Source organism: Nocardia beijingensis NBRC 16342, assembly GCF_001612785.1.
Taxonomy (GTDB): domain Bacteria; phylum Actinomycetota; class Actinomycetes; order Mycobacteriales; family Mycobacteriaceae; genus Nocardia; species Nocardia beijingensis.
Genome location: NZ_BDBC01000012.1, coordinates 99,796 through 120,805 on the forward strand (window position 1 = coordinate 99,796; position 21,010 = coordinate 120,805).

Annotated in this window: 19 protein-coding genes; 5 read left to right on the forward strand and 14 right to left on the reverse strand. The window is 70.4% G+C overall.

All coding sequences use genetic code 11. The features are described from left to right. Nucleotides 1-170: 170 nt before the first annotated feature. From NB3_RS08290 to NB3_RS08305, 4 genes are all read right to left on the reverse strand, one after another. Complete coding sequence (locus NB3_RS08290; RefSeq protein WP_169810656.1) at nt 171-1,136, reverse strand: AraC family transcriptional regulator; 966 nt, start codon at nt 1,134-1,136, stop codon at nt 171-173. A gap of 240 nt (nt 1,137-1,376) precedes the next feature. After that, a complete protein-coding gene (locus NB3_RS08295; protein ID WP_067799025.1) occupies nt 1,377-2,021 on the reverse strand; it encodes a pentapeptide repeat-containing protein in 645 nt (214 codons plus the stop codon). A gap of 80 nt (nt 2,022-2,101) precedes the next feature. Then, on the reverse strand, nt 2,102-3,343 hold the full coding sequence (locus NB3_RS08300) for an RNA polymerase sigma factor (RefSeq protein WP_067799028.1): 1,242 nt from the start codon (nt 3,341-3,343) through the stop codon (nt 2,102-2,104). A 7-nt stretch (nt 3,344-3,350) separates the two neighbouring features. Continuing rightward, a complete protein-coding gene (locus NB3_RS08305) occupies nt 3,351-3,764 on the reverse strand; it encodes a YciI family protein (RefSeq protein ID WP_067799031.1) in 414 nt (137 codons plus the stop codon). Between the two features lie 243 nt (nt 3,765-4,007). On the opposite strand from NB3_RS08305, the gene NB3_RS08310 reads away from it, so the two are divergent. Further along, entirely contained in the window at nt 4,008-4,352 is a 345-nt protein-coding gene (locus NB3_RS08310) for an ArsR/SmtB family transcription factor (RefSeq protein WP_067799034.1), read from the forward strand. Here NB3_RS08310 and NB3_RS08315 read toward each other — a convergent pair. Then, entirely contained in the window at nt 4,342-5,553 is a 1,212-nt protein-coding gene (locus NB3_RS08315) for a cytochrome P450 (RefSeq protein WP_067799038.1), read from the reverse strand. The genes NB3_RS08310 and NB3_RS08315 overlap by 11 nt on opposite strands. Continuing rightward, entirely contained in the window at nt 5,550-6,878 is a 1,329-nt protein-coding gene (locus NB3_RS08320) for an MFS transporter (protein ID WP_067799049.1), read from the reverse strand. Before NB3_RS08320 ends, NB3_RS08315 begins: the two co-directional genes overlap by 4 nt. A 165-nt stretch (nt 6,879-7,043) precedes the next feature. Between NB3_RS08320 and NB3_RS08325 the strand changes: the two genes are divergently transcribed. Continuing rightward, nucleotides 7,044-8,450 carry an FAD-dependent monooxygenase gene (locus NB3_RS08325; RefSeq protein WP_067799051.1) on the forward strand — a complete coding sequence of 469 codons (1,407 nt, stop codon included), beginning with the start codon at nt 7,044-7,046 and terminating at the stop codon, nt 8,448-8,450. 8 nt (nt 8,451-8,458) lie between these two features. Here NB3_RS08325 and NB3_RS08330 read toward each other — a convergent pair whose 3' ends face one another. From NB3_RS08330 to NB3_RS08360, 7 genes are read right to left on the reverse strand one after another with little or no spacing between them, the layout of a single operon-like run. Beyond that, nucleotides 8,459-9,124, reverse strand: a complete 666-nt coding sequence (locus NB3_RS08330) for an HAD family hydrolase (protein ID WP_067799053.1) — start codon at nt 9,122-9,124, stop codon at nt 8,459-8,461. Beyond that, on the reverse strand, nt 9,121-10,119 hold the full coding sequence (locus NB3_RS08335) for a ScbA/BarX family gamma-butyrolactone biosynthesis protein (protein ID WP_067799054.1): 999 nt from the start codon (nt 10,117-10,119) through the stop codon (nt 9,121-9,123). The genes NB3_RS08330 and NB3_RS08335 overlap by 4 nt, the downstream gene beginning before the upstream one ends. Nucleotides 10,120-10,159: 40 nt before the next feature. Continuing rightward, entirely contained in the window at nt 10,160-11,863 is a 1,704-nt protein-coding gene (locus NB3_RS08340) for an ABC transporter substrate-binding protein (protein WP_067799055.1), read from the reverse strand. Beyond that, the gene (locus tag NB3_RS08345) at nt 11,856-13,469 is read right to left on the reverse strand and encodes an ATP-binding cassette domain-containing protein (RefSeq protein WP_067799056.1); all 1,614 of its coding nucleotides are present in this window, start codon (nt 13,467-13,469) and stop codon (nt 11,856-11,858) included. The genes NB3_RS08340 and NB3_RS08345 overlap by 8 nt, the downstream gene beginning before the upstream one ends. Then, nucleotides 13,466-14,317, reverse strand: a complete 852-nt coding sequence (locus NB3_RS08350) for an ABC transporter permease (RefSeq protein ID WP_067799059.1) — start codon at nt 14,315-14,317, stop codon at nt 13,466-13,468. Before NB3_RS08350 ends, NB3_RS08345 begins: the two co-directional genes overlap by 4 nt. Beyond that, entirely contained in the window at nt 14,314-15,261 is a 948-nt protein-coding gene (locus tag NB3_RS08355) for an ABC transporter permease (RefSeq protein WP_084485995.1), read from the reverse strand. Before NB3_RS08355 ends, NB3_RS08350 begins: the two co-directional genes overlap by 4 nt. A gap of 6 nt (nt 15,262-15,267) precedes the next feature. After that, the gene (locus NB3_RS08360; protein ID WP_084485997.1) at nt 15,268-16,176 is read right to left on the reverse strand and encodes a sulfurtransferase; all 909 of its coding nucleotides are present in this window, start codon (nt 16,174-16,176) and stop codon (nt 15,268-15,270) included. A gap of 172 nt (nt 16,177-16,348) precedes the next feature. Here NB3_RS08360 and NB3_RS08365 point away from each other — a divergent pair, with 172 nt between their 5' ends. From NB3_RS08365 to NB3_RS08375, 3 genes are read left to right on the forward strand one after another with little or no spacing between them, the layout of a single operon-like run. Further along, on the forward strand, nt 16,349-17,203 hold the full coding sequence (locus NB3_RS08365) for a sulfurtransferase (RefSeq protein ID WP_067799062.1): 855 nt from the start codon (nt 16,349-16,351) through the stop codon (nt 17,201-17,203). Between the two features lie 16 nt (nt 17,204-17,219). After that, entirely contained in the window at nt 17,220-18,524 is a 1,305-nt protein-coding gene (locus NB3_RS08370; RefSeq protein ID WP_067799065.1) for an NtaA/DmoA family FMN-dependent monooxygenase, read from the forward strand. Beyond that, nucleotides 18,521-19,516, forward strand: coding sequence for an LLM class flavin-dependent oxidoreductase (locus tag NB3_RS08375; RefSeq protein WP_067799068.1), 996 nt, complete (start codon nt 18,521-18,523; stop codon nt 19,514-19,516). Before NB3_RS08370 ends, NB3_RS08375 begins: the two co-directional genes overlap by 4 nt. Here NB3_RS08375 and NB3_RS08380 read toward each other — a convergent pair. Next, nucleotides 19,513-20,865, reverse strand: coding sequence for an aminotransferase class I/II-fold pyridoxal phosphate-dependent enzyme (locus NB3_RS08380; RefSeq protein WP_067799071.1), 1,353 nt, complete (start codon nt 20,863-20,865; stop codon nt 19,513-19,515). The two genes, NB3_RS08375 and NB3_RS08380, sit on opposite strands and share 4 nt — an antisense overlap. Nucleotides 20,866-21,010 lie beyond the last annotated feature (145 nt).

A 21,010-nucleotide genomic window follows, 5' to 3' on the forward strand; every position in this document is an offset into this window, starting at 1 on the left:
CCCGGCAGGCCGACTCCGCTCGCGATAGTACGGGAGCGTTCGGGTCCGGGATTCCCGCGCCGGATCGACCTGCGCGCTGCCCGGCAGCACGATAGCCCACGGTCTGCCCACCTCCGCCGGGCACGGCACGCGGCGGCGGATGGTCCGGCACGAGAGCGGCCGTGCGTCGCTCAGACCAGCTCGGGCGCCCGGAACGAGCGCCGACCCTGCGAGCGGAACGTCTGCGGCGGACAGCCCTGCCAGCGGCGGAAGGCCCGGATGAAGGAGGCCGCCTCCGCGTACCCCAGCCGTGCGGCGACCTGTTCGGTGGTCATATCGGTATGCGCGAGCAGCAGCTCCGACATGGTCTGGCGCACCTCGTCCAGCAGCGCACGGAACGAGGTGCCCTCCTCGTGCAACCGCCGCGACAGCGTGCGCGAACTCATGAACAGCCCCAAGGCGACCGTCGCCTGATCGGGGATCTCTCCCGGGGTGCGCACCAGCCGGTCGCGCACCGACGCCGCGACGCCGGTGCGCGACCGGTGCCGGTCCAGCAGGTCGCGGCACAGTTGCCCGCAGTTGTCCCGCGCGGCGGCGCTCGCCGGTGGCAGCGGCCGGTCCAGCAAACCGCGGTCGAAGACCACCGCGCTGATCTTCGCGCCGAAAATCGGTACGACGCCGAAGGCTTCGCGGTATCGCTTCGTATCGTGCGGGCACGCGTGCCGGAAACTGACTCGCCGTACCGGGACGCCGACGGCGAACAATTCGCGATCGAAGGCGGGCAGCCCGGCCAGGGCCGCCTCGGCGAAGAACGCCCGCATCCCCGGCGGGAGGCCGGTGTCCTCGAACACCAGCCGCGCTTCGCCGTCGGCTTCCTCGACGGTCAGCCGCCCGAACGGCACCGTGCGGCCGACGTAGCGCGACCCCACCTCGATCAGCTCACGCAGTGTCCGGCTGCCCAGCAGCGCGAGGCGCCACGGTCCGCGCGACCGCGGATCGTGACGAACCGCCGCGAGACCCAGTCCCGGCTCGTCGCCGAACCGGCCGAGCACCGTGTGCGCCACCCGCAGTTCGTCCTGCACGGTGATCATGGCGGACGGGTCGCCCAGCTCCGCGGGCGCCAGAGCGGTGCCCGCCAGGCACTCGGCGGACGTCATGCCCCGCTCTCCGGCGATGCGGACGAGAGCGCGCACGCCGGCGGTACTGCGGAGGAGATCCGGATCGACCATGGCTCGTATCCTCGATGAAGCGGTACTGCGCGGTATCGGCGCAATGTATCAATCGGGTGTCGCGCGCATCGGCGGTTCGCCGAAATGCCGTCACGACAGCCCCTGGCAGTCGGGCGTTTTCGTCGCCGCACCGAGCGCGGTGACCGGTATCGTGCGAGCGACGCGCGCTCAATCCCGCACGGCGATACCGATGGAACGCGCGAAGGCGGGCGCGAGATCCATCAGCTGCGGACTGCTGATCGTCGCGCCGCGCAGACTGTCGAGCCCGTCGGTGATGTCGAGCGCCGTCGCGCCGCGCAGGTCCACCTTCGTCAGGCGAGCATTGCGCAACGAGAGCCGCACCAATGCCGAGCCGGGCACCGTGATCTCGGTCAGCGCCGCCTCGGCGAAGTCGCAATCGCGCAGCACACAGTCGGCGAAGGACACCTCGCGCAAGCGGGCGCGACGGAAGTTGACCGAGTCGAACTTGCAACCTTCGAACCGGACCCGCCGCAGGTTCGCCCCCGCGAAGTCGACGCCGGACATCGCGCCGGCCACCATCTCCCCGTCGAGCCAAGTCGTGTCGGCCAATTCGGTGCCGACCCAGCGGACGTGGCGCAGCCACACATCGGTGAACCGGCTGTAGCGCAGAGTCCCCCGGGTGAAGGTGTTCGAGACGAACGCCGACTCGTTGAAGCGCGCGTGCGGCACATCGACGTCGTCCAGGGCACCGCCGTCCAGCCGGACGCAGTCGTAGTCGCCTTCCGCTTCGAGGTCGCCGTCCAAGGCGGTGAGGTACCGCGCGTAGGGCAGGTCCTCGAGTTCGCGCGCCATTCGGTCCTCCAGTTCGTCACGAAGATCGGTCGGCGCCGAGTATTCCGGTGTGCCATGACAAGTTGGGCGCCCGGCGAGGATCACCCGCCGTCGGGCTCCAGCCGGACGGCGCGGGACAGGAGGTAGCGCTGCTGCGGAATGCTCGTGGTCCGCCGTGCCGCGGTCAGATACGACTCGCGGGCGCGGGCGATGTCGCCGAGCAGCTCCAGCAGGTGCCCGCGCACGGCGTGCAGCCGGTGGTCGTCGGCCAGACGGTCGCCGAGGTCCTCCACCAGCTTCAGCCCCGCCTCGGGTCCGACGGCCATCGCCACCGCGACCGCGTGGTTCAGCGCGATCATCGGATTGTCGACTGCCGCCAGCAGGCGTTCGTAGAGCAGGGTGATCTGCGGCCAGTCGGTGGCGGCGTAACTGGGCGCCTCGTCGTGCAGTGCGGCGATCGCGGCCTGCAACTGGTACGGCCCCGGAATTCCCCGCGGCAGTGCGGCGGTGATCAGCGCGATGCCCTCCGTGATCGCCTCGGCGTCCCACCGGCCGCGGTCCTGCTCCTCCATCGGGATCAGCTCGCCGCCGGGGCCCGTGCGCGCGGCGCGTCGGGCGTCGGTGAGCAGCATCAGCGCCAGCAGCCCCGCCACTTCGCCGTCCTCCGGAAGCAGGCGATGCACGAGGCGGGTGAGCCGGATCGCCTCGGCCGACAACTCGACTCGGTGCAGACGGGGGCCGGAGGTGGCGGCGTAGCCCTCGGTGAAGATCAGGTACAGCACATGCAGCACGGTGGCCAGCCGGTCGGCGCGGTCGGCCGCCGACGGCGGGGCGAACGGCACGCCGCTGGCGGAGATGGCGCGCTTGGCCCGGCCGATGCGTTTGGCCATGGTCGCTTCCGGGACCAGGAAGCACCGGGCGATCTCCGCGGTGGTGAGGCCGCCGACCGCGCGGAGTGTGAGCGCGACCTGCGAAGTGGGAGACAGCGCGGGGTGACAGCACAGGAACAGCAGGATCAGGGTGTCGTCCGCGTCGCTGGTCTGCCGGTCGGCGGGCGGCGTCAGCCAGTCCTCCGGCAGCATCCGCCGGGCCACGGTCTCTTCGCGCCGCCTGCGGGCCTGCTCGGCGCGCAACAGATCGGTGAGCCTGCGCGACGCGACGGTGATCAGCCAGGCCAGCGGCTTGGCCGGGACACCGTCGGCGGGCCACTGGGTCGCCGCGGCCAGCAGCGCCTCCTGCACCGCGTCCTCCGCGGTGTCGAAGTGCCCGTATCTGCGCACGAGCGCGGCGAGGACCTGCGGCGCCAGCGGGCGCAGCAGGTCCGTCGCCGCGGAATCGGACACGCGTCGCTCAGCCGAACTCGGGGGCGGCCTCGGCGATCGGGCGCACATCGACGTAGACGGATTGGAGCACGTGTGCGGGCGCCGGGCACTTGTTCAGCTCGGAGGCGATCTCGGTGGCGCGGTCGAAGCTCTCGCATTCGACGATCCAGAATCCCGCGAGCACTTCCTGGGTCTCGGCGTAGGGGCCGTCGGTGACGAACGGTTTTCCGTCCTCGACGCCCAGCCTCCTGGTATGCACCGGCTCCACCAGGCCGCGGGTCTCCACGAGTTCGCCCGATTCCTCGAGCCTCTTGTTGAACTCGGTCATGAACTGGGCCATCGCCGCGAATTCTTCGGCGCTCCACGCGGGCTTGCCCGTGTCCTTGCCCACCATGCCGTCGTAGTCCCGCTGCGAGGCGTAGCTCAGGATCATGTATTTCATGGCGATTCCTCTGCGTCGTCGGCGCCCCGGTGGCGCCGCTCGTCCGGAACGTCGGAGCCGCTGACCATTCTCGGACATCGCGGTGGACGCGCAGGCCATTTCCGCGAGGTGAGCCCGAGGACAACCATGCGGACGAGCCAGCGCACCGCAACCCAGCGGGTCCGGAACCCGTCCGGATAGGTACTATGGTTTTCATACCTTCGGCAGTCGCTCGCAGGCTGCTGCGGCGGAGAGGAGTGGGTCGTGGCCGATGCGGATGGGCATCCCGATATCGAGGAGTTCGATCTTTCCACGGTGCTGGCCGCGCTCGCCGATGACAATCGGCGCAGTGTGATCGCGCAACTCTATGCGGAGCCGGAGGGCACCGAGCAGTTCTGCAGCGTGTTCGGGATGCCGTGGGCGCCGTCTACGCGCACGCATCATTTCCGGGTGCTGCGCAAGGCGGGGTTGATCTGGCAGCGTGATGTCGGCAACGGCCGGATGACGAGGCTGCGACGCGAGGACATGGAAAAGGTGTTTCCCGGCCTGCTGGCGGCGATTCTCGACGCCGACAGGAGTCGCCATCCGGCCACGCCGGCTACCAGGTGACCGGCAGCGATGTCGGCCGGTGCACGAGAATGCCGGTCTCCCAAGGAATCCGGTCTTCAGGGACGGCGAGCCGGAGCGTCGGCAGCTCGGTGACGAGCCTGCGCAGCACCTCGGTGATCTCCATGCGCGCCATGGCCGCACCCATGCAGTGGTGCATGCCGTAACCGAATTGCAGGTGCCGCTTGCCGTTACGGGCCGGGTCGATCACCGCGGGGTCCGGGTACACCTCGGGATCACGGTTGGCCGAATGCGCGTCGGCGTAGACGATGTCGCCGGGATACAGCGTCCCCTCCGAGAGCGCGAGTTCCCGGGTGGTGACGCGCGGGAAGGTCGAGATCCGTCCCAGCGGAAGCAACCGCAGGAACTCCTCCACCGCGGCGGGGACGGCGTCCGGATGGTCCACCAGGTACTGCCACAGCTCCGGCCTGGCGAGGGCGACGTAGGCGATTTTGGTGATCACCGACAGGATGTTCTGGTCGCCGCCGACCAGTGAGCCGAGCAGGATCGCCGCGTACTCCCCGTCGGTGACCGGCGGCGACACGGAATCGCGCGCGGCGAGCAGGTCGAGGATCAGGCCGGGCCGCAGCTCACGCCGCCGGGCGACGAGATCCTCGATGTAGTGGTACAGGGTCCAGAAATCGGCCAGCAGTTTGTCCACATCGCTGCCGTCGCCGAGCTGCATCTCCCGCGACAGGTGCCGGAAATAGGCGAGGTCGGCGGTCGGTATGCCGAGGTAGTCGACGTTGACGCCGATGGTGACCGGATCCAGTAGCGCGCGAACGAGATCGGCCGATCCGCGCTCGTGCTGGGCGCGCAGGTCGGCGAGCGCGTCGTCGAGCACCCGGTGCACCGCGGGCACCCGCCTGGCCATGGTGGCGGCACTGTAGGCGGAGGCCACGAAGCCCTTGAGCCGCCCGTGCTCGGGGTGGTCGAGGTTGAGCAGCATTTCCGTCGGCATGATGGTCGGCAGGAAGCTCGGCCCGTCCTCGACGTTCGTCTCGGCGCGCGCGAAGCTGAGGTCGGTCAGGACCGCGTGCACGTCGCGGTAAGCGGTCACGTGCACGGCGGTGTGGCCGCTGGGCAGTTTCACCTGCGGTAGTCCGCCGGCGGAACGCCGCGGTAGTGGTTCGATCATCAGGGGCGGCGCGATATTGGCGATGCCGTCGAGATCGACGCGGACCGCGTCGAGTGCGTGGGTCATGAGGTGACTCCTTCTGGGCTGGAACCGATGTCACGGTTCTCGGTGGCTCGTGTGTTGCCGCGCACCGCGACGATGAGGATGGTGAGCACCACGAGCAGGGCGATGAGGACGCCGACGGTGACGGTGAAGGCGGAGCGGTAGACGTCGGGGTGGCCGAACTGGCCCGCGGCGGTGTCGTCGGCGGCCTTCCCGCTGAGCCGGGTGCCGACGACCGTGGACAGCACGATGGCGTATCCGGCGACGAACAGCGCTTCGCTGCCGATGCGGAAGAAGTTCAGCAGGCCCGCGGCCGTGCCGCCGCGTTCGGCGGGCACCACCGAGAGCGCGTGACCGTCGACGAGACCGATGGGCAGGCCGAAACCCAGGCCGAGCAACACCATCGGCACGATGATCCAGGCCACCGAACGGTCTTCGGAGAGGGCGAGCACACCGGCGTTGCCGAGGATCGCTGCGCCGAGCGCGAGGTAGACCACCCGGCCGACGGTCAGCGCCGGGAAGCGGGTGACGAGCTGGCCGACGGCCACCGGCGCGACGAAGACGGGAATGGTCATCGCGAGCATGAGCAATCCGGAGGCCCCCGCCGAGAGGTCGGTGATGCCGCTCAACGCCGATGGCAGGTAGGTCAGCAGGGTGACGAAGCCGATCGATCCGGCGACCGGGACCAGGCACATGGCCAGGAATTCCCGATTGCGCAGCAGGCCGAAGTCGAGGATCGGGCCGTGTTCGGCGACAGCGGGTTTCACGGCGGGCAGCACCCGTGTGGCGACGCCTGCGGCCGCGAGGATCACCGCGTGCACCAGGAAGACGCCTCGCCAGTCCAGCAGCGAGATCAGGATGCCGGAGATGGTGGGGCCGAGCGCGAGGCCGAGCCCGTTCACGGTGCCGAAGACGGCGAACGCCTTGGTCCTGCGGGCACCCTCGTATGCCGCCGACAGCAGCGCGGTGGCGCCGGTGAGGATGGCCGCGGCGCCGACGCCCGCGACGACGCGCGCCAGGTCGAGGACGAACAGGTTCGGTGCGGCGACGCTGCCCACACTGCCCGCGACCACGAGCGCGGTACCGATTCCGAAGGTGCGCCGATGTCCGATGCGGTCGCTGACCGCACCCCACAGCAGCGTGGTGAGGGCGAAGGCGACATTGAATCCGTTGACGACCCATTGCAGCGCGGCGGGATTCGATCCGAGGTCCTGCGAGATGAGCGGAAGCGCGATGGCGGTGCCCGCGATGGCCATCGGCGTGACGAACTGGGCGGCGAGCACCACGGGCAGTGTCGCGCCGCTGGGTGGCGCGCCGCGGGTTTCGGTTTCGGTGGTGACGGTCGACATGCATACCCCCTGGGGCGGTGGTCGGGTGGGCTCGGCACGGCGGAAGGACTTCGGAACGCGCGAGGTACCACCGGGCTAATAGGTACTATGATGTTAGTAGCTACGATGAGCTTCGTACAACTGCTGCCGCGGACCAGATCCCCGACCTCGCCCCAGGAGCATGTGATGAGCACGGCGCACCCCGGACCGGATTTCCTCGACACCGATGTGCTGGTGGTCGGCGGCGGCCCGGTCGGCATGCTGGTCGCCGCCGAACTGGCGCTCCAGCGCATCCGGGTCGTCGTGGTCGAGACCCGCACCGAACTGGACCTGCGCCCACGAGCGGGCACGGTGCACGCCCGGTCGCTGTCGCTGCTGGCGCGCCGCGGATACCTCCCGTCCGTGAATCCCGAAGCGATACAGCGTGATCCGCACGGTGTACGCCGGACCCCCTTCCAGTTCGCGGCGCAACCGGTGCTGACGATCAGCGCGCCCAGTGTCGAGCCCGGTCCGATCGCGGGCATCCCGCAGGCACGGCTGGAGGCGGCCTTCGAGGCGCGCGCGGGTGATCTCGGCGCACGAATCCTGCGCGGTCACACCGTCACCGGGCTCGAGGTCCGCGACGACGCGGTGGTGGCCGAGGTGGCCGTCGACGGCGCGGATCGCTCGCTGCGTGTCCGCGCCCGCTACGCCGTCGGCGCCGACGGCGCCCGCAGCCTCGTCGCCCGCACCGGAGACTTCCCCGCGCAGGTGTACCCGGCGACCATGAACGCCATCGCCGGGCTGGCGATCGCGGCCACGGACAGCGGGATTCCACCGGGCTGGAATCCGACGCCCACCGGATGGACCCTGCACAATCCGAATCCGCACGGTCCCGCGCGGATCATCGCCATGGACTTCAGCGGCGCCCTCGACCACCGGCCCGAGCCCGGCGCGCCGGAGTACCGGCAACGCCTGGAATACGTGCTCGGCGCACCGCCCGCGCTGAGCGGGATCAGCCACCTCACCCGGTTCAGCGACCACGGCCGTTACCGCACCCGTCTGCGGGACGGACGGCTGCTGCTGGCGGGCGACGCCGCGCACAGTCACTACCCGCTCGGCGGCCAGGGCCTCAACACCGGCATGCAGGACGCTTTCGCGCTGGGCTGGCGACTGGCCCGCGTGATCACCGGCCACGACGGGCCCGCCGTCCTGGACGAGTACTCGCGCGAACGGGTCGCCGTCGCGGCGGCGGTGGTCGCCAACACCGTGCTGCAATCGCGGATGATGAACCCGCGCGAGCCCGAGCTGCGTACGGCGATGGTGGCCATGCTCGCGGTCCCGGCGATCCACGACGCCGTCGCGCAGCTCGTCAGCGGGCAGTTCCAGTCCGGATTCCAGCACGATCTGGTGGTCACCGAAGCCGGCGGCGGCGTGCGGACCCTCACCGAGTTGCTGCGGGCGGGCCGGTTCGTGGCAATCCGGCCCGACGAGCACGTCCCGGTGCCGCACGCCCCCGCCGACGCGATCACGGTGACCGGCAAGGTGTCTCCGGACCAGACGTGGACCTGCGCGTTGGTCCGTCCGGACGGCTACCTTGCCGGCACCTGGTGAGACGGCGCTCAGCCCGGCCATCGCTCCAGCACCTCGCGAACCTCGGCGATCGCCTGCTCGGCGGTACGGAACCGCACCGCCCGCCAGCCGGATTCCCGTGCCGCGGCACAGTTCTCCGCGAGGTCGTCGACGAGCAGGCACTGACCGGGGGCGACGCCCGCCTGCTCGGCGGCGAGGGCGAAGATCTCCGGATCGGGCTTGCGGAACCCGACTTTGCACGAATCGACCAGGGCGCTCAGGACCCCGTCCAGATCGATCATTTCGTGCCAGTAGGGCTCCCATTCGACGACATTGTTGCTGAGCACCCCGACCGGGATGCCGCTGTCGGCCAGCTCGATCGCGAAGTCGCGGACCGCGCTGTTGGCCCGGTGGCCCGCGAACCACTGCCTGCCGAAATCGGGTTCGCTGCGGGAGAGATCGAGCTCGGGTTGCTTGGCCCTGAGCACGGCGTGCAGCTTGCCGACCCACTCGCGTTCATCGAGCAGCGCCAGTTCGATCGGGGCCAGCGGCGCGAGCCCGTATTCGGCGCCCACCTCGGCGATGGCGAATTTCAGCAGGTCGGACGGAATGCCCGCGACCTCCTCGTAGCGCAGGAACAGCTCGTCGAGCGGCGGCGAGAGCACCCCGCCGAAATCGAACCAGACGAACGGCCCCGCCGTCTTCGCGGCGGTCACTGGACCATCGTCCCGACGTCGGCCGGGCGGAAGCGTAGCTCCACCTCACCGGCGGCGATGACATCCGCGTCCTGGGTCAGTGCCACCTGCGCCCGCACGCCGCCGCCCGCACCAGGAAGCGGGGCGACGGTGGCCCTGGCGATGGTCTCGCGCTCGAATTCACCGAATTTGGTGAACTCGATGCTCAGCCGCTGCATCACCATGCGGCTGGTGTCCAGGCCGAGGACGGCGTTCGCGGCGGCCATCGCGACCTGCCGGGCCGCCTCGAACTGCAACATGCCGGGGACGTGGTCGAGGGCGTGATCGAACAGGGAGGGATGGTTGGTGTCGATGATGGTCGACGCCGTCAGCTCGTGCTCGGCCGACAGCACCGGATTCGCCAGGATCGCGTTGCGCGGGTTGTGCCTGCCGACCGAACCCGGCCGCATCCGCGCGACCGGCACCTGCTCCGGGATCACGTGCTGGGCCGGCAGACCCAGCGCCGCGCGCCCCCGCACCCTGATCCGGTTCCACACCGCGGCGGGCATCCACTGGTAGACCATCACCTCCCGGGCGGCTTCCCGGCCCTCGATCTCGGCGACCATCTCGAGCGACAGGCCGATGACCTGATCGTCACGGCGCTTCTCGCCGATCACCCGCGCCTCGATGACGCAGTGCCCCGGGCAGTTGCCGATCCGCAAGGTGTCGGGGTCGGCGATGGTGAAATCCGCCGAACCGAAGATGAATTTCTCCTCGCGGGCCACTCCGAGGAAGGTGTGCGCGTAATAGATCGCGACCTGCCGGAACACCTCGATGAGCAGCAGGGGATCGTAGGTGGTCGATGTGCCACGGTGGTCGCTGAAATACGAGTGGTTGCGCGGCAATTGGGCGGCGAACACCGCGCCGTCGAGAATCGGCTGCGCGTCGGTGAGGAACACCTCGGCGATCGATTCCCGGTGCACGATGCCGCGCGGGATATTGCGATCGAAGGTGAGGGTTTGCGTTGCGGCGGTCATGATCGAGCCTTCCTGGAACTATGGGTTGGCGGCAGACTGGTCAGCGGACGGCGATGTCGTATGCCCAGGCATTGACGGTGTTGCGGGGCGGGTCGAACAGTGTGGTCACGTTGTGGATCGCGGAACTCGCCGCGACACTGTTGCGGTCGGTGTAGAGCGGGATCGCGACGGCGTTGTCGAGCAGGTGCGCGGTGATGGTGTCGAACAGCCGCTTGCGCTGTTGCGGGTCGGTCGCCTTGGTCGATTCGACGAGCCACCGGTCCACCTGGGGATCGGCCAGTTTGGCGCCCGCCACGATGGAGCCGAGGGTGATGCCGTCGATCTGGCCGTACTTCAGATCGGGGGTGGTGGAGCCGTAGGCGCGGTTGAACTGCAGCGACAGGTCCAGGCCGCCGACCTGCCGCGGGAACGCCTCGTACTGGTTGCGCGCCAGCAGGTCGTAGACCTGGGCGTTCTCGACGAACTGCAGCTCGACCCGGATGCCGAGGTTCTGGCGCAGCTCGGCCTGCCATGCCTTCAGGAAATCGTCCTCCGGGTAGGTCGGCGTCGTGGCCAGCAGGCGGACGGTCAGGCGTTGTCCCGCCGCGTCGGTGCGGTAGCCGTCGGCGTCCTTGCCGGTCCAGCCCGCTTGATCGAGCAGGGCGCGGGCGGCGGCGACATCGGGCTTGCCCTTGGACTCGTACTTGGCGTCGTAATAGGCGCTGTCCGGAGAGATGAGACTCCAGGCGCGCTTCTGGGAACCCTTGGTCAGGCTGTCCACCACCGCGGCGATGTCGACGCCCCCGGCGATGGCGCGCCGCACCCGCACGTCGGTGGTCGGGCCGTTGGTGAGATTGAGCATGATCACCGTGGGCGCGGCCGACGAGCCGATCTGTTCGTACTGGAATCGGTCGATCCCGTCGAACAGGGAGATGTCGGTGGCCTTGACCGTGCCGATCGCGTCCACCTCGCCGCTGCGCAGCAGGCCGGCGCGGGTGGAGGCTTCCGGGATGTACTTGACGACGAGATCGTCCACGTACGCGGCGCCCTGATGCGCGGCGGTGGCGGGACCCCATCGGTAGTCGGGATTGCGGTGGAACCTCAGTTCCTGCCCCTGGACCGCCTTGTCCAGGATGAACGGACCCGAACCCACCAGCCCGGCGCCGCTGGTGAGGGTCTCCTTGTCGACGTTCAGCGTGCTGGGAGCCACGATGGCGCCGCTGAGTCCGGCGAGGGTGGACAGGAAGTCAGCGCGGGGCGTACTCAGCGTGATCCGCACCTTGTAGGGGTCGACCACGTCCACCGCGCTGACGCTCGAGTACTGCAGGAGGCCGAGCACCGTCCAGGACGGGTTGTCCGGGTTCCTCAGCACATCGATGTTCGCCTTGACCGCGGCGGCGTCCAGCTTCTCCCCGTTGTGGAAGGTCACGTCCCGGCGCAGCGTGAATTCGTACACCGTGCCGTCGGGGGAAACGGTCCACTCGGAGGCGAGCCACGGGTGGAACTGTTCGTCGCGGTCCTCGGCGATGAGACTGTCGTAGCTGTTGCGCAGCACCTGGGAGGCGTCGAAGGCCGCGCCGACGTGGGGATTGAGGCCGCGGGTCGGATAGGACGGCAAGGCGATGGTGAAGGTGCCGCCCGGCTGTGCGGGCGAGGTCGGCCCGCCCTTGCCGCTGCCGGGTTCCGGGTCCGAGGCGCAGGCGCCTGCGGCGAGGACGACGCCGACGGCCAGCGCGGTGAACAGTCGAGTGAGGCGATTACGCACGCGAGGGGCTTTCTGTGGTGTCCGGTACCGCCAGGCGCGGCACGGAATCGAGCAGGGAACGGGTGTACGGCGAAGTCGGCGCCGTGAAAACGTCGTCGGACGAACCGGATTCGACGATCACGCCGCCGTGCAGGACGAGCAGGCGGTGACAGATCTGCCGCACCACGGCCAGATCGTGGGAGATGAACAGGATGCCGACCCCGCGCTCGCGCGCCAGTTCGGCGATCAGATCGAGGATCTGGGCCTGCACCGAGATGTCGAGCGCCGACACCGGCTCGTCGCAGACCACCAGTTCCGGCCTGCTGCCCAGCGCCCTGGCGATATTGACGCGCTGCCGCTGTCCGCCCGACAGTTCGCGGGGGTGGCGATCGACGCAGGCCGCGGGCAGGTGCACCGCGTCGAGCAGATCCAGCACCTCGGCGCGCCGCTCGCGACGGCCGACCCGAAGGGCGACGCTCTCGCCGATGATCTCGCCCACCCGGTAGCGGGGGTCGAAGGACCCGGTCGAATCCTGTGCGACCAGGCCGATCCGGCCGGGACGGCGGGTGCGCGGCGTCAACGGCGCTGCGGCGAAACGCATGTCGCCGCTGTCCGGCTCGATCAGCCCGGTGACCATCTTCGCCACCGTCGACTTGCCCGAACCGGATTCACCGACCACACCGAGCACCTCACCGGCCCTGATCTCGAAGCCGACGCCTGCGACCGCGGGTACCGAACGGCCACGCACCCGATACGACTTGCTCAGCGCCCTCGCGGTGAAGATCGGTGCGCCCGGACGGGACGGCGGTGCGCCCGCCCGGCCCCGCGGCACCGCGGCGATCAGCGCCCTGGTGTACTCGTGCCGCGGAGCGCCGATGACCTGTGCCGCGGGCCCCTGCTCCACGACGCGCCCCGCTTTCATCACCAGGATGCGATCGGCCACCGAGGCCACCACCGCCAGGTCGTGGCTCACCAGGATCATCGACCGTCCGTCGGCGACCTGCCGGACCAGCAGGTCGAGCACCTGCGCCTGGACCGTCACATCCAGCGCCGTGGTCGGTTCGTCGGCGATGAGGATGTCCGGGTCGCCCGCGAGGGCGGAGGCGATCAGCGCGCGCTGGCGCTGGCCACCGGACAGCTGGAACGGCCGCTGCCGCTTGCGCGCCTCGGGATCGGCGATCCCCACCGAGAGCAGCAGCTCGTCGATGCGGGCGGCGCGCAGAGAGCGCGGTGTCGCGCGCAACGCTTCGGACATCTCGGCGGCGATGGTGCGCAGCGGATCGAGCGCGACGAGCGCGTCCTGGAACACCAATCCGATTCGGGCGCCACGGATCCGGCGCCACTGCCGTTCGCTCAGTCCGAGTGCCGGGGCGCCGAACAGGTCGAAACGGTCGGCTCGCACCCGGGCGCCCGCCCCCGCGAGGCCGACGAGGCTGCGTGTGGTCACCGATTTGCCCGATCCCGATTCGCCGACGATGGCGAGGATCTCGCCGCGCCGCAGGTCGAAGCCGACGCCCTCGACGACATCGCCCTCGGTCCCTGGGAAACCGACGCGCAGGTTCCGTACGCTCAGCACGGTCTCGGTCACGGTGCCCGCGCTCGGCACGGCGGCGGCGGTGAGCGTCATGGCTGTGCCCTTCGTTCGAAACGGTGTCCCACGTGGCGGCCGAGCACCGTGGTGGCCAGGACCACGACCGTGACGGCGGCGCCGGGGAAGGCGACCGACCACCACGCGATACGCAGATCGCCGTGCGCCTCGGCGAGCATGGAACCCCACTCCGGGTCGGGGGGTTGCGGGCCGAAGCCGAGGAAACTGAGGGCGGCGGCGCCGAGAATGCTGGTCCCGAGGCCGAGGGTGACCACGACCGGCAACGACCGCAACGCGTTCGGCAGGATGTGGCGAACGACGATCCGCGCGCGTGAGCGGGTCAGCAGCCGTGCCTGCGCGACGTGGTCGGCGGCGCGCACCGCCCGGGTTTCCGCCCGCATCACCCTGGCGAATCTCGGCGCCGCGGCGATGCCGAGGGCGAAGACGAGATTGCCGGTTCCGGTGCCCGTGAAGGTGATGAGCACCAAGGCGAGCAGCACCTCGGGGAACGCGCCGAGCAGATCGAAGGCGCGCGAGGCGACGGAGTCCACGATCCGGCCACCGATTCCGGCCACCAGTCCGGCGCTCACGCCGAGCAGCACCGCGAGTGCCGTCGCCGACACCCCGATGAACAGCGACAACCGGGTGCCGTGCACGACACGGGTGAACACGTCACGGCCGAGTTGATCGGTGCCGAACGGATGCGACAGCGAGGGCGCGTGATGCGCGGCCACCAGATCGGTGTGCAGCGGATCGCCGGAGGCCAGCAGGGTGGGCACGAGGGCGGCGGTCACCGCGAGAACGAGCACAGCGCCCGCGATCAGGACGGCGACGGGACGGTGCGGCACCGGGAAGGTGAAGCGTTGCCGCAGTATGGCTGTCGTCATGCGGCGGCCTCCTGCAGGCGCGGATCGATCCAGAGATAGGCGATGTCGACGACGACCGTGACGATGAGATAGACCGCGGCAGACAGCAGCGCGACACCGAGTACCACCGGAACGTCGGAATAGCCGACGGCCTCGACCGTCGCCCGTCCCACGCCGGACCGGCCGAAGACCTCCTCGATGACGACGGTCCCGGTGAGCAAACCGCTCACGGCCCATCCGGCCAGGGTCGCGGCCGGGATCAGTGAGTGCCGCAGCCCGTGTCGCAGGCGCAGGCGGATGGCGCCGATGCCGCGTGATCGGGCCGTCAGCGCGAACGGTTGCTCGAGCGCGCGCTCGATCCCCTCCCGCATGACCTGGGACAGCACCGCGGCGATCGGCAGAGCCAGGGTGACGGCCGGGAGTATCAGGCGCTGGAACTCGTTGCCCGCGGTCACCGGCAGCACTTTCAGCGTGAAGGCGAAGATCCAGATCAGCAACAACCCGGTCCAGAAGGGCGGCGCGGAGGCCACCACGATCTCGGCCGTGGTGATCGACCGGCTCAGGGCATCGCGTCTGCCCGCGGTGAGCACGGCCAGCAGTGGCGCGAGGACGACCGCGAGGAGCAGGGCGAATCCGGCGAGTTGCGCACTGCTGCCCAATTGTTCGCCGAAAACGATGTCGGTCACGGGTTCGCCGCGCACGTACGAGTAGCCGAGGTCGCCGTGCAGCAGCCGTGCGAGGTGTTGCCCGTATTGCACGAGCAGCGGGCGGTCCAGACCCCAGTCCTGTTCGATCCGCGCGCGCAAGGCCGGATCGCTGGACTCCCCCATGATCGCGGTGACCGGATCGCCGGGGGCGATGTGCACGGCCAGGAATGCCAGGGTGACCGCGGCCCACATCATCGCCGCTGCGGACAGGACCACGCTCGCGATGCGGCCGAACACTTTGCGCCGGTGTGGATTCATCGCGGCTCAGTCCTCGATGGGCGCGCCGACCAGGCTGCCCCATTCGGTCCATGACCCGTCGTAGACGCGGACCCGGTGATCGTCGAGCAGGTCGGTGAACACCAGCCAGCCCAGCGCGGCGCGATGCGAGAGCCTGCAGTAGGCGATGATCCGGTCGGCACTGTCGATGCCGAGCGCCGCCACCCGTTCCCGGAGTTCGGGCACCGGCCGCAGCAGTCCGTGCTCGTCCAGCAGATCCTGCGCGGGCAGGCTACGCGCGCCCGGAATCCGGCCTGCCCGTTCGGCGCCGTGATCGATCGGCTCGGTGAGCGGGGACACCCGCTGTCCCGAATACTCCTGCGGCGAGCGCAGATCCAGGATCGCGACGGACGACCCGATGGCCGCGCGGACCTCGTCCCGGCCGACGACGATTTCGTCGTGGCGCGGCGTGATTCGAGGCAGCGGTTCCGGCGATTCGGCGGCCTGCGCATCGGCGGTGGACGCGGCCTTGGCGGCGGCGCGCTCGATCGGTGCGGCGGAGGCGCTCGACGCGGGGTCGCTCGCGGCTTCGGCCGCGCGCCACGCGGGCAATCCGCCGTCCAGATAGCGCAGGTCACCACCGACCCCGACGGCCGCGGCCACCCAGATGGCGTACGCGGCGAACTGCGTCGGCTCGCCGGCGAAGACCACCGTCGACCCGGCGCCCGCGCCCAGTGCGCGCAGACGATCGACGAGCACCGGCGCCGAAGGGAATTCCCGGCGCGAGCGGTGCCAGAGCAGGTCCTTCCAGTACACGGTGCGCGCACCGGCGATGACGCTGCGGTCCGCCTCGGCGCCCGGCGTGTTGGTCACCTCGATGACGACGACGCCGGGGTCCGAGAGACGGGTCCGCAACCATTCCGCGTCGACGACTCGGCTCGTCAGGACGTCTCCCACAGCAGCCCTCCCGCTGGTATCCGCCGGGTCGGTCGACCTCGGCGGTGAAAACATATGAGTCGCATCGCGATACTGTGAACACAAAAAGTCACGGAGACCCGAATTATGTTTTCACGGCATCGGGATACATATCCTCGGCACCGCGCATCGTCCGAGCGTCGAAAGGACCGCCATGCCCGGCGCCCGTGCCGCCCACCTCATCTCAGCGAGCGAGTTGCGTGACGACCCACCGGAACAGCTCGTGCTGCTCGACGTCCGAGTCGGCCCGGCCGGGCCGGACCCGAACGCGTTCCGGCGCGGGCACCTGCCCGGAGCGCGGTTCGTCGACGTCGACGCCGACCTGGCGGGCCCCGCCACCGCGCGCTCCGGCGCCCGACCGCTCCCGGAAGCCGGACCGCTCACCACCGCGCTGCGGCGCTGGGGCATCCGCGCCGACAGCACCGTGGTGGTCTACGACGACTCCCGCTCGGTGCCTGCCGCGCGCGCCTGGTGGGTGCTGCGCTGGGCGGGACTCACCGACGTCCGGCTCCTCGACGGTGGGCTGCGGGCCTGGCGCGCGGCAGGCGGCCCCGTCGTCCCCGGCGCCGAAGCCGTCACGCCGGGAACCGTTTCCGCGCGTCCGGGCGGACTTCCCGTGATCGGCACCGCCGCCGTGGCGACCCTGCCCGAACGCGGCGTCCTCCTCGATGCCCGCCCGCACAGCCACTACCGCGGCGAGGGCGAATTCGCCGGTCACATCCCGGATGCCGTGAGCGCGCCGGTCTTCGACGACTTCGACGAGCACGGACTGCTCCGCGACGAACACACCCTGCGTGCGCGCTATCACGGCCTCGGCCTCGGCCCCGAGACGCAGGCGGCCACCCACTGCGGCAGCGCGATGGCCGCGGCGCTGCAGGTCTTCGTCCTCGCCACGCTCGGCATCGAGATCGCCCTCTATCCCGGCTCGCTCTCGCAGTGGACCGCCGACCCGGCCCGCCCTCTCGTCCGCGGCGACTCTCCCGCGCCCGGCCCCGTCCCGTCACTCTGATCCCCGGAGATCCGCCATGGCCGACCAGCCACGACATGTCATCCTCAACGCCAATCTGATACCAGGAGGCACCATCGGCAGCCCGTGGCGGCGCGCCGAGCAACCCGCGGCGCACTTCGTCGGGATCGAGCACTACCTCGACGTGGCGCGCGTCGCCGAACGCGGACTGCTCGATGCCGTGTTCCTGGCCGACTCACCGGACCTCCAGGCCAAGGACTGGAATGCGCCGAGCCGGCTGCTCGACCCGTTCATCGCCCAGTCCGTGCTGGCCGCGCACACCAGCCATATCGGACTGATCATCACCGCCACGACGTCCTACAACGACCCCTACAATCTGGCGCGCTCGTTCGCCGCGCTGTCGGCGGTGTCCGGTGGCCGGGTGGGCTGGAACTACGTCGTCACCGGCGGCGACGCCGCGGCCCGCAACTACTCCCTCGGCCAGGCCCTGCCGAAGGCCGAACGGTACGCCCGCGCCGCCGAATTCCTCGACGTGGTGACCGCGCTGTGGGATTCGGTGCCCGCGGACGCGGTCGTCGGTGACAAGGCCAGTGGACGCTACCTCGACCCGGCGGTGGTCAGGCCGATCGACCACGACGGCAAGTTCTTCCAGGTGGCCGGGCCGTTGAAGGCGCCGCCGCTGACCCACGGCAGGCCGGTGCTGATCCAGGCGGGCGCTTCCGCCCACGGTGTGGAACTGGGTGCGAGGACAGCGGACGCCGTCTACTCCGCACACGTCGATCCCGCGTCGGCGGCGCAGCGCCGCACCGAACTCCGGCGCCGGGCCGTCGACGCCGGGCGCGCCCCCGACAGCGTGAAACTGTTGCCGGGGTTGATCGTAGTGCTCGCCGACTCCGAAGCCGCGGCCCGGCGACGCGAACGCGAGCTCATCGACCTCATTCCCGACGACATCCAACTGGTCAACCTCGCCGATCGGCTCGGCGTCGACCCCGCCGATCTCGACCTGGACGCACCGTTCCCGTGGGAGCGGATCCCCGACGAGAACACCGACGCCGGGTCACGCGGCCAACGCGCGGTGCTGCTCGAGTACGTGCGCTCCAGCGGCGCGGACACGCGCGGCGCGGCGCGACTGCTGGCCTCGGGCAGTGTGCACGCCAAGGTGGTCGGCGGCCCGGAACAGGTGGCCGGATTCATCGCGGACTGGTTCGAGGCGGGCGCCGTGGACGGATTCAATGTGATGATCGACGAATTACCCGGTGGGCTGGCCGATTTCGTCGACCATGTCGTCCCGCTGCTGCGCAGGCGCGGCCTCTTCCGCACGGAATACGACACCACCACCTTGAGAGGGCATTACCGGCTGTGATCACTTCGTCGTCACCGGCGGTGATCGGACCGCCGTCGCTGTTCGTGCAGTTGCGCAGCGGCCCGCCCGTCGCCGAGGTCTACCGGCACACCATCGACATCGGCGTGCGCGCCGAACGGCTCGGCTTCGGCGCCGTCTGGTTCGCCACCAGGCATTTCGAGGCCCATCACGCCGCACTGCCCTCCGTGTTCCCCTTCGTCGCCGCGGTCGCCCAGCACACCACCACGATCCGGCTCGGCACCGGCGTGGTCGCGCTGCCGTTCGAGCATCCGGTGCGCCTGGCCGAGGACGCGGTGGTCACCGACGCGCTCAGCGGCGGACGGCTCGAACTCGGTGTCGGCAAGGGCCTCGGATTCGGCCACTCCGCCTCCAGCTACAGCGGATTCGGTGTTCCCGACACCGACCGGGAGGCGCTGTACGCCGACCGGCTGGCCGCGCTACAGCGTCTCCTGGCCTCCGGGCGCGTCACCGACGACATCGCCCTGTATCCGCCGCCGGGCACCCTGCGTTCCCGGCTCTGGCAGTCCACCGGCAACAGCGACACCGCCCGGCGCGCGGGCGCGGCCGGCGACGGACTGCTTCCGCACGGCAACTCGCAGGCGCGCGCGGGCGGCGATGTCGCCGAACTCGTCGACGCCTACCTGTCCACCTGCCACGGCACGCCGCGCATCGGGTCGAGCGTCACGGTGCTGCCCGGTGACAGCGAACGCGATGCGCTCGACCTGCTCGACACCGACATCCGCGCGAGCCCGGCCTACTACCGGCAGCTGCGGGACGCCGCCGACCGACGACAATTCCTGGCCGACAACCGCATCCGGATCGGAACCGCCGAGCAGATCGTCGAACAGCTACGCGACGACCAGGGCCTCGCCGCCGCCACCGAGGTGCTGTTCCAGATTCCGCTCGCGGTCGGTCATCCCCGATACGCGGAATGCCTGCACCGCGTCGGCACCGAGATAGCCCCGCGGCCGCGTCCTCGGCCCGTCCGCTAATCCAGGAACTCCCGATGCGTGGCGCCGGCGGCCTCGGCGAGCAGGCGCGCGAGTTCGGCGAGCCCGGCGTCCGCATCGGGTAGTTGCGGCACCGCGACGCGCACCACGCCCGGACGCGGCGGCGCCACATACGATTTCGCACCCGACCCGACGACGATCCCGTGCCGGGCCAGCCCGAGCAGCGCCGCCTGTTCATCGGCGACCTCCACCCACACCACCAGGCTGTTCACCCCGGAACGCGCGGTGACGCCGCGCTCGCGCAACGCCGCGAGCAGCCCTTGCCTGCGCGCGGTGTAGCGATCGCGGGCGGTGGCGATCAATGCGGCGGTCGCGCGGTCGGCGATGAGGTGCGCCAGAGCGTTCTGCAGGATCCGGCTGTTGGCGGCGATACCGTGGACCCTGGCCCGGATGGCCCGTTCGACCAATTCGGCGCTGCCGCCGATGACGCAGGTCCGGATGTCCATGCCGTAGGCCTTGCAATAGCTGCGCACCCGCACACTCCGGTGCGGGAACCAGCGGCCGAGCGAGGGCGCCTGGGCCACAGCCAGCGGCCCCACCGCGTCGTCCTCCACGATCCACGGCACCCGCTCCGCCGCCGCGAGCACCGCGGCCAGCTCCGTGGCGCGGTCCTCCGACAGCGCGCCACCCGTCGCGTACCCGCCCTCCGGCTGGAGCACCACCACCGACGGCCTGCGCCGCAGCACCGCCGCCAGCGCGCCGGGCAGCGCACCCTGTTCGTCGGATTCGATACCGAGCACCTCGTACCCGACCTCCGCCAGCGTGTCGAGGAAGCCCGGCATCACCGGCTCCTCCACGGCCACAAGAGAACCCGCGGACGCGGCGGCGTCCACCGCGAGGAACAATCCCTCCGAACCGCCGCCCGCCGCGGCGAAGGCCTCGGCCGCGAACGGCCAACTGTCGACGACGGCGGCGCGGAGCCGATCGGTGATGTAGTCACGCCCGGGCCGGTTGAGCTGATCGGTGTGCAGTCCGGCCAGCATGGCGGGCGCCAGATCGGGTTGCAGTGCGTAGTCCGGGCTTCCGGTCAGCAGGTCGCGGGCCGCGAGCGCACGAGCTGCCGGGGCCTGCTCGAGCGCGGCAACCACCGTGCCACCGCGTCGATTGGTGGCGATCAGCCCTTCCTCGCGCAGCGCGCTCCAGGCGGCGACGACCGTGCGCGTACTCAGCCCGCAGCGCCGGGCGACCTCGCGAATAGTCGGCAAGCGCGCACCCGCGGTGAGCGCACCGTCCCGGATCAACCGGGCCGTCACCGCGCGCACCGACTCGGGGGTATGCGAATCATCGGCCTGCAACGCGCGCACCAGCAGTGCAGAATCCAGCTCCGTCACTGACACTCCACTCGTCGTCGGCCATCCGTACGGAGAATATATGTATACAGAGAACCGGTTTGTTCCCGGTTTCCGGATATATGTATCCACCCGCCCAGCGACCTCGGAGCGACCGGAGGATCAGCCGATGGGCCGGCGGCCATGA

What these genes read in the sequence shown, in the direction of transcription:
- NB3_RS08290 (WP_169810656.1), bottom strand. Translation starts at nt 1,136, where the DNA reads ATGACGTCCGCCGAGTGCCTGGCGGGCACCGCTCTGGCGCCCGCGGAG.
- NB3_RS08295 (WP_067799025.1), bottom strand. Translation starts at nt 2,021, where the DNA reads ATGGCGCGCGAACTCGAGGACCTGCCCTACGCGCGGTACCTCACCGCC.
- NB3_RS08305 (WP_067799031.1), bottom strand. Translation starts at nt 3,764, where the DNA reads ATGAAATACATGATCCTGAGCTACGCCTCGCAGCGGGACTACGACGGC.
- NB3_RS08315 (WP_067799038.1), bottom strand. Translation starts at nt 5,553, where the DNA reads ATGACCCACGCACTCGACGCGGTCCGCGTCGATCTCGACGGCATCGCC.
- NB3_RS08320 (WP_067799049.1), bottom strand. Translation starts at nt 6,878, where the DNA reads ATGTCGACCGTCACCACCGAAACCGAAACCCGCGGCGCGCCACCCAGC.
- NB3_RS08325 (WP_067799051.1), top strand. Translation starts at nt 7,044, where the DNA reads ATGAGCACGGCGCACCCCGGACCGGATTTCCTCGACACCGATGTGCTG.
- NB3_RS08335 (WP_067799054.1), bottom strand. Translation starts at nt 10,119, where the DNA reads ATGACCGCCGCAACGCAAACCCTCACCTTCGATCGCAATATCCCGCGC.
- NB3_RS08345 (WP_067799056.1), bottom strand. Translation starts at nt 13,469, where the DNA reads ATGACGCTCACCGCCGCCGCCGTGCCGAGCGCGGGCACCGTGACCGAG.
- NB3_RS08350 (WP_067799059.1), bottom strand. Translation starts at nt 14,317, where the DNA reads ATGACGACAGCCATACTGCGGCAACGCTTCACCTTCCCGGTGCCGCAC.
- NB3_RS08355 (WP_084485995.1), bottom strand. Translation starts at nt 15,261, where the DNA reads ATGAATCCACACCGGCGCAAAGTGTTCGGCCGCATCGCGAGCGTGGTC.
- NB3_RS08365 (WP_067799062.1), top strand. Translation starts at nt 16,349, where the DNA reads ATGCCCGGCGCCCGTGCCGCCCACCTCATCTCAGCGAGCGAGTTGCGT.
- NB3_RS08370 (WP_067799065.1), top strand. Translation starts at nt 17,220, where the DNA reads ATGGCCGACCAGCCACGACATGTCATCCTCAACGCCAATCTGATACCA.